The organism is Chitinophaga sp. (assembly GCF_036569185.1).
Taxonomy (GTDB): Bacteria; Bacteroidota; Bacteroidia; order Chitinophagales; family Chitinophagaceae; genus Chitinophaga.
Genome location: NZ_DATCRD010000074.1, coordinates 51,899 through 58,353, shown reverse-complemented (window position 1 = coordinate 58,353; position 6,455 = coordinate 51,899). Strand labels below are relative to the sequence as shown.

Genomic DNA, 6,455 nt, shown 5'->3' with positions numbered 1-6,455 from the left:
GCTCAGTTCCTGTTCTACGCCGCATAGTTCCGGGAATTCTGATAGTATTACGGAACCGCCCAGTGCTACCAGTATATCGGCCACTTTACCAACAGCGGGATTGGCGGAGATACCGGAGAAGCCATCGGAGCCGCCGCATTCCATGCCAAGGCATAATTTGCTGAGAGGAGCGGGTTGCCGTTGCCATTGGTTGGCATAGGCTAATCCCTCAAATGTTTGTTGAAGGGCTTTGGTCATCAGCGTTTTCTCCGAGCCTTCCTGTTGCTGTTCCAGGTAGATCACTGTTCTGTCAAAGCCCGGTGACCTTTTTTCAATTTCTTCTTTGAGGATACTGATCTGTGCGTTCTGGCATCCCAGGCTTAGTACTGTTGCGCCAGCCACGTTGGGATGTGTAATATAACCTGCCAGTAAGCCACAAAGCGTGCGGGCATCGTCTTTGGTGCCACCGCAGCCCATGGTATGTGTGAGCAGTTTAATGCCGTCAATGTTTGGAAAGGCTCGGGTGGGAAGTGTAAGCGTAGCAGTGGCAGCAGCGTGGCCGGTTGCGTTGCCCTGCCGGAAATCCTGCAGCAGTTGTTGCAGCATGGCTTCATACGGCGAAGGTTCCCGGTAGCCCAGTTCCTTTACCAGCATTTCATGCAACAGCTGCACGTTACGGTTTTCGCAGAACACCAGCGGAATAATGACCCAGTAGTTACCGGTGCCTACCCGTCCGTCTTTGCGGTGATAGCCCATGAAGGTGCGGTTTTTCCAGGGAGATGTATCCGGCGGCGTCCATTCAGCATGCCGTTCCCCGCTCACGCTGAACTGCCCCGAAGCGTGGCGTATATTTTTAGTGGTGATAAGTTCCCCGGCAGGAATATCTTCATTGGCCAGTCCTACCAGTACGCCGTACATAATCACGGGGCTATCTTTGGGAATAAGGCGTACCGCTATTTTATGCTTGGCGGCAATATCACGTATAGCCGTTACCGTTTGTTGCCCATTGGTCACCGCAGTACCGGCGGCAATATTTTGCAGCGCTACCCAAACGTTATCTCCCGGATGGATCTGTAAGATGCTTTGTTTCATTATTGTTTAAATAAAATGAGTTTACACCAGGGCCCTGTCCAGATGCACATAGCCACCATCCACATGAATGAGTTGTCCTGTAGTATGGCTTGATTTCACCGACAGGAGGAATGCGGTCATCTGGGCAATTTCTTCGGGGGCGGTCATGCGTTTTTCCAGTGGAATACGTTCCACGATGCTGGCCAGTTTCGCTTCCTTATCGGGGAAGGTGTTGATCCAGCTTTCATATAAAGGCGTCCATGATTCCGCTACCACAATGGCATTTACGCGGATGCTGAAAGGAAGCAGTTCCACTGCCCATTCCCGGGTAAGGGCATTGCGGCCGCCATTGGCAGCCGCGTAGGCGGAAGTATTTCCCTGCCCGGTTTCCGCGGTTTTGGAGGTGATATTTACAATAGCTCCTTTGGATGTTTTCAGGTAGGGAAGGGCATGATGCGCTACCAGGTAATAATGTACCAGGTTACGGTGCAGTGATTGCATAAAAGCCTCGTAGCTTCCTTTTTCCAGTCCAACGCCATCATTAATGCCGGCATTGTTCACGAGGCCGTCTATACGCCCGAATTCCGCCGCTACGACCGCTACTGCCTTTTCGCAGGCATGCGGATCAGTAAGCTCGGCTGTCACCTGTGCGCCTTTGCCACCGGCCTGCTGTATTTGCTCCAGGTGCCGCCGGTTATCTGCTTCACTTCTGCCAACAATAACAGGAATAGCGCCTTCCTGCGCCAGTACGCTGCTGATGGCGGCGCCAATGCCTTTGGCGCCGCCGGTTACGATGATGATCTTATCTTTTAAACCCAGGTCCATACGTAATATTTAGAGGGAGTTTTTTGAAATATCGCCATTCACCTGCCGCCATATCTTCATGGGATTTTCATCCTGTAGTTCAGGAGGCAGCAGGTAGGAGGGGAAGTCCTGGTAGCATACAGGGCGGCAGAAGCGGTAAATGGCAGCAGTACCTACGGAAGTGCCGGCGGCAGGGGTAGTAGCCGGCCAGGGGCCGCCGTGCACCATAGCATGACTAACGGCAACGCCTGTAGGAAAACCATTGATGATGATCCTGCCGGCTTTTTCCCGGAGTATATCAATCAAAGCGCTGTGCTCCCTCAGTTCTTCTTCTGTACCATGGATAGTGGCGGTGAGCTGACCTTCCAGGCGCTGCGCCACGGTATATATTTCTTCTATGCTGCCCGCATGGATGTGCAGGGAAGAAGGGCCAAATACCTCATGACAGAGGGAGGGGTTTTCCAGGGCCTGTGCAGCCGTTACCTGTAATAAACTGGGGGTAGCCTGTTGTGGCGCAGTGCCGGCTTCTCCGAGTATTTGTACTCCCTGCGCACGTAATGCGGCAATGCCATTATGATAGGCTTCCAGTATGCCAGGCGTGAGCATGTAGCCGTTGGGCAGCGTGCTGATGCCTTGCCGGAGCGCATCTATAAAAGCATCGGTAGGATTGCCTGCCGTGGTAATGAATAACCCGGGGTTGGTACAGAACTGCCCGGTGCCCAGGGTAACCGACTGAAGAAACTGGGTAGCCAGCGCCGGTCCCTTCTCCCGTAAAATACCCGGAAGAAAGAATACGGGGTTTACACTGCCCATTTCTGCATACACGGGAATAGGAACCGGTCTTCGTGTAGCCGTTTCATATAGTACCTTGCCGCCTTTAAAGGAGCCGGTAAAGGCAATGGCCGATACCAGCGGATGCGCGGCCAGGTACTGCCCCGTTTCATGGGAGGTGCCGTGTACCAGCGAGAACACTCCATCGGGCATACCGGTGCGTAAAACAGCTTTACGTATAGCCGTGGCAGTTAAGTGGGAAGTATGCGGATGCGCCGGATGCGCTTTAAATACAACAGTACAACCGGCGGCCAGTGCAGCGGTAGTATCTCCGCCGGCTACGGAAAATGCCAGCGGAAAATTACTTGCGCCAAAAATGCCGGTAACGCCTATGGGTATCTGCATTTGCCGCAGGTCCGGCGTGGGCGTGGTGATCCGCGCATTTACCCATGAGCCTTCCGTGATAGTGGCTGCAAACAGCCGGAGCTGCCCGGTGGTGCGGTCCCTTTCTCCCTGTAGCCTCGGTAACGGGAGCCCGCTTTCCGCGGAGGCGGTGTTGATCAATTCATCTCCCAGGGAAATTATTTCCTCTGCAATAGCATGCAGGAAAGCGGCTCTTTGCTCCGGGGTTGTTTTTTTATAAACGTTAAAAGCCTGTGCGGCCAGGTGTAAAGCCGAATCAATTTCGCCGGTAGTAGCTTCCCTGAATTCCTGCGGCAGCCATTGCTGCTGCAGGGGTGCGAACGCCCGGAAGGTATGGTCGCCTTCACCGGAGAAATTGTTGCCTATCATCTGCAATCCTGTCAATGATGTTCTGTTCATATTATTATGATTAGTTTACTTCCAGGTCGTTCATAGCCGGCAGTTTGGGGAATGGGGCATGTGGTTCGCGCTGGTACCAGTATACTACGCTGCTGATATCAGACTGTTGCGGAAGATAACGCCCGCCGCTGCGCCAGCCCAGGTCCTGTATAGTGATCTTCAGTTCTTTTTCAAAACGTATGGGATCCATGATATGCCAGCGGTATAAGCCAAACCGTTGCTGCGATTTGTACAGGCCATCGGGGCGTATTACCTGCGCCAGCCCTGAATACGGCGTGCAGAATTCCTGATACCGCCCTTTGTTATCGAAGTTATAGGAGCCGCAGAAATAATCTTCTGTACCGGTGCCGCAAATGGTAGGATATTGTTTATCGCCATCCATAAAGAATTTTATTTCTCCTTCTCCCCACCAGCCGTTGTTGTTAACGCCCCAGGCAATGTAGGTGCCCACGTACTGGCCTTTTCCTTTTACACCGTCGATCATGGTAAAGCTGGCATCTTTCACGGGATTGTTGCGGCGGAACTGCGCGTGGAAATAGCCCGCATCCTCCGGTACGTTGGTAAGTGTATAATCTACCTGGTAGTACAGCGTCATTCTTTCTGTATTGATATTTTCCATGGTGATGCGGCATTTCTTCCGGAAAGGCATAGCCCAGTAGCAGTTAAAGGCGCTGCCGGGGTTTACGCATACCGCCAGTGAGTTGAGCGGTGCATATTCGCCCCAGCCCATGCCGAAGAAATCGCCTACCGGCACTTCTACGGATGGAGTGGTTTCATCGTCCCAGTAAAAACGGATAATGGAATAGCGCCAGTTGCCGGTGGGAGTCATCCATATATGCTGGATGGCGCCAGGGCCTGTTATTTCAGCGAGGGTAACGGTTTTTCCCGGTTCAATATGAATATAGGGATTTACTTTCCATCCCTGTCCCAGTTCCCTGGCGGCGCCGCGGGCATTGCCCTGTTCCAGGGTGGCCATGCCGCCTTTGCCAGGCTCGCCGGTAAAGTTTTCCGGGCTGATAGAACGGGTTTTTGCATCAGATAAACGGTACAGATTTCCCATGTTCATTTCCAGGCCGTTAAAGGGTTGCTGGGCGCTGGCAGCGGTCCATGTGAAGAGCGCAAACAAAGAAAGGCGCAATAGTTTTTTCATCATACGTGAATATTAAATGATTAGGTTTACGGGTTTTGCTGAATATTGCTTTATCGTTTAAGCAAAATGATATGTTTTAAAGGATCATTTTCATACGTGCTTTAAAGATCACCGGCTTCCACAGGATTTCCTTATTACCAGCGTGGTATCGATACTAATGGCCGTAGTGGCGGAAGTATCATCTGCAATCTGTTCCAGCAACACGCGTACTGCTGCTTTTCCTATTTCAAGGATCGGCTGCCTTACAAATGTTACAGGCGCATAAAACAGGTCCAGCGCTTCTCCTTCGTCAAATGTGATCACTGCCAGTTCATCCGGTATGCGTATGCCAAGTGTGTTAATATATTTCAGTCCCTCTATGGCCAGGCTGTTGGTGGCAAAAAAGATGGCATCTGCCGGCTGTTTCCCTTTCAGCAGCTGGTCAATAGCCAGCTGTATATCTTCTTTCAGATGCGAGTATCTTGCTTTCTTCAGCCAACTATTACTGGCCTTTATTTTATGTTGTTGTAATGCATCCTGGTAACCGCCAATCCGCTCGCTGATATGATGCAGGGTGGTTTTATACGCAACCATGCCAATCCGTTTCCTGCCGGCCTTAATAAGATGCGATACGGCGCCGGCTGCGGATTCCCGGTTGTTAACCGCAATATAGCTGGCTGCAATGCCGGGAAAGAACCGGTCGATCAGCACAAACGGGATCTTCTGTTCCTTCAGTTGCTGCAGCTGCTGCTCAGATCCTTCTGTAGGTGTGATGATCAGGCCATCGACCTGCCGGTTTACCAGCACATTGATCAGGTCCTGCGACTTATCCACGTTTTCATCCGAACTGCCAAAGATCACGTTGTAATTGTTTTTTTTGGCTTCGTCTTCAATGGTACGTGCAATATTGGCAAAGAAAGGATTGGAAATATCCGCCACGATCAGGCCAATGGTGAACGACCTGCCGCTTTTCAGGCTGCGGGCAATGTGATTGGGCTGGTAATTCAGCTTCCGCGCAATTTCGCGGATCTTTTTTGCCATGCCTTCCCCGACACGGGCTTTCTTATCCTTGTTGGTCAGCACATAAGATACCAGCGCAGTGGATACACCTGCTTCGGTAGCGATATCTTTCAGCGAGACTTTCTTCATCTTTTAAAAATATGCTTAAACGTTTAAGTTTGCAAGTTTTTTGGAAGAAATTTTTTCAGATAGGAAGAAAGAGGGTCGAAAAGATTATGGTATTCCCGCATATCCAAAGGAAATACGGACATTTGTCCGGATAACGTAATAAGGCATTGACAATGAGTAGCTACATATTTACCTCCGCACGCCTGGGATTCAGGTACTGGGAAAATGAAGACACACCTCCTTTTTGTGAAATGTGCCGCGATCCCAGAGTAATGGAGTTTTTTCCAGGCACCCTGTCAAACCAACAATCGGAAGAAATGATCATCCGCATAAAAAAACATTTTGCGGAAAAAGGATATGGCTTATATGCTGTAGACCGGTTGGATAGGCAATCCTTTATAGGTTTCATTGGATTTTCCACCCCCTCATTTGAAGCCTCATTTACTCCCTGTACGGAAATAGGCTGGCGACTGCAACACGACGCCTGGGGACAGGGATTTGCTACTGAAGGGGCTATCCGTTGCCTGGAGTACGGATTTGCTACCTTTCATTTCCCGGAAATTTATTCATTCACCGCAGTGATCAACAAACGTTCGGAACAGGTAATGATCAAAGCAGGCATGCAGAAAACAGGTTACTTTGATCATCCGCTCGTTCCGGATAACAGTCCTCTGCTCCGGCATATCTTGTATAAAATAGTCCCCCCAACGGAGCATTTGTAATTTCAGTGGCAATGGGCTACTTTTAACAG

At 50.7% G+C, this 6,455-nt stretch carries 6 protein-coding genes; 1 reads left to right on the top strand and 5 read right to left on the bottom strand.

Annotation, left to right across the window (positions count from 1 at the left end):
* The 5 genes from VIM72_RS05640 to VIM72_RS05620 form a co-directional block, all read right to left on the bottom strand.
* On the bottom strand, nt 1-1,071 hold a 1,071-nt coding region (locus VIM72_RS05640), incomplete at its 3' end, for a UxaA family hydrolase (RefSeq protein WP_332001893.1).
* A 21-nt stretch (nt 1,072-1,092) separates the two neighbouring features.
* Nucleotides 1,093-1,875 (bottom strand): SDR family oxidoreductase, encoded by a 783-nt coding sequence (locus VIM72_RS05635; RefSeq protein ID WP_332001892.1) that lies wholly within the window; start codon nt 1,873-1,875, stop codon nt 1,093-1,095.
* A 9-nt stretch (nt 1,876-1,884) separates the two neighbouring features.
* Nucleotides 1,885-3,447, bottom strand: a complete 1,563-nt coding sequence (locus VIM72_RS05630; RefSeq protein ID WP_332001891.1) for an aldehyde dehydrogenase (NADP(+)) — start codon at nt 3,445-3,447, stop codon at nt 1,885-1,887.
* A gap of 10 nt (nt 3,448-3,457) precedes the next feature.
* Nucleotides 3,458-4,597 (bottom strand): glycoside hydrolase family 172 protein, encoded by a 1,140-nt coding sequence (locus VIM72_RS05625; protein WP_422653325.1) that lies wholly within the window; start codon nt 4,595-4,597, stop codon nt 3,458-3,460.
* A 108-nt stretch (nt 4,598-4,705) separates the two neighbouring features.
* Nucleotides 4,706-5,725: a LacI family DNA-binding transcriptional regulator gene (locus VIM72_RS05620; RefSeq protein WP_332001889.1), complete on the bottom strand. Its 1,020-nt coding sequence runs from the start codon at nt 5,723-5,725 to the stop codon at nt 4,706-4,708.
* A 152-nt stretch (nt 5,726-5,877) separates the two neighbouring features.
* Here VIM72_RS05620 and VIM72_RS05615 point away from each other — a divergent pair, with 152 nt between their 5' ends.
* Nucleotides 5,878-6,426 (top strand): GNAT family N-acetyltransferase, encoded by a 549-nt coding sequence (locus tag VIM72_RS05615; RefSeq protein ID WP_332001888.1) that lies wholly within the window; start codon nt 5,878-5,880, stop codon nt 6,424-6,426.
* Nucleotides 6,427-6,455: the final 29 nt, after the last annotated feature.